At 71.7% G+C, this 1,338-nt stretch carries 1 protein-coding gene; it reads left to right on the top strand.

Features of this window, described 5'->3' with window-relative positions:
- Positions 1-265: 265 nt before the first annotated feature.
- The gene (locus BM093_RS34830; protein WP_093357737.1) at positions 266-1,330 is read left to right on the top strand and encodes an IS110 family RNA-guided transposase; all 1,065 of its coding nucleotides are present in this window, start codon (positions 266-268) and stop codon (positions 1,328-1,330) included.
- Positions 1,331-1,338: the final 8 nt, after the last annotated feature.

Here is a 1,338-nt window from a genome sequence, read left to right as displayed (position 1 = left end):
CGCCTGACTGTGAGGGTGGACCTGCCAGTCCGGAAGTGATGGGCTGGTGATCAGCAGCGGCGGGTGTGACTCATCGCCTGACTGGCCCTTTGGTGCCTGTGGCGGGACATGTCCGCTCGCTGCTGCTGGTGCCGGCCCGGCCGGAGTGGTGGCCTGATCAGGAGCCTGACCCCCGCAGTAGCCGCTACGGGGTGTCCCATCACAGTCCTGCCCGGATCTCCGAACCAGGCCGGCGATCAACAGCCGCGTCCTGCAAGGAGAACGCATGCCCATGCTGGCAGAGACCGTCGAACTCGTCATCGGGGTCGACACCCACACCGACACTCACACCGCCGCGGTCGTGGTCGCCGCGACCGGTGCGCGGGTGCAGACCCTGACCGTGGCCGCGGACCCGCACGGCTACGACGAGCTGCTGGCCACCGCCGAGCGACACGGTGGGCTGCGCGCGTTCGCCGTGGAGGGCGCCGGCGGCTACGGCGCGGGTCTGACCCGCCACCTCACCGAGGCCGGGGAGGTAGTCGTCGAACTCGACCGACCGCAGCGCCCGGCACGGCGCGGGGGTCGCCGCTCGGACCCTCTCGACGCCGAACGCGCTGCCCGCGATGCCCTGTCGCGGGCCCAGCTGGCCCGGCCCAAGACCGGGGCCGAGCGGGCTGCGCTGCAGTCGCTGCTGACCGCGCGTCGTTCAGCGGTCGAGGCGGCCAGCACCGCCCAGCGTCAGCTCCGCGCGCAGGTCATCACCGCCCCGGAAGCGGTCCGGGCTCGCTTCCGCGGACACCGCAGCACTCGCGCGCAGATCAGCATCGCGGCTGGCCTGCGCCCGGCCAACAGCACCGGCGACGTCGAGGTGCTCACCACGCTCAGGGTGCTGCGCGACCTCGCCCGGCGGATCCGCGCCCTGGAGGCCGAGGCCGCCGAGTACGAGAAGACGATCCGACGCGTGGTGGCGTCATGGCGGCCGGATCTACTCGAGTTGACCGGGGTCGGGCCGATCAACGCTGCGACCGTGCTCACCGCCTGGTCCCACCCCGGCCGCTGCCGCGACGAGGCCGCCTTCGCCATGCTCGCCGGAGCCGCCCCGATCCCGGCCAGCTCCGGGCGCACCGTCCGCTACCGGCTCAACCGTTCCGGCGACCGCCAGCTCAACCGAGCCCTGCACAGCATCGTGCTCTCTCGACAACGCTACGACCAGGCCACTCGCGACTACACACAACGGCGCCACACCGAAGGCAAGACCGACCGGGAGATCCGCCGCTGCCTCAAGCGCTACACCGCACGACAGCTGTTCCGCCAGCTCGAAGCGAGCACTCAAGGCCTTGACGAACCATAGGAGCGTCC

It is taken from the genome of Pseudonocardia ammonioxydans (assembly GCF_900115005.1).
Taxonomy (GTDB): domain Bacteria; phylum Actinomycetota; class Actinomycetes; order Mycobacteriales; family Pseudonocardiaceae; genus Pseudonocardia; species Pseudonocardia ammonioxydans.
This window is presented reverse-complemented; position numbering and strand designations above follow the sequence as displayed.

Coding starts and splice junctions, on each gene's coding strand:
- BM093_RS34830 (WP_093357737.1), top strand. CDS start 266: ATGCCCATGCTGGCAGAGACCGTCGAACTCGTCATCGGGGTCGACACC.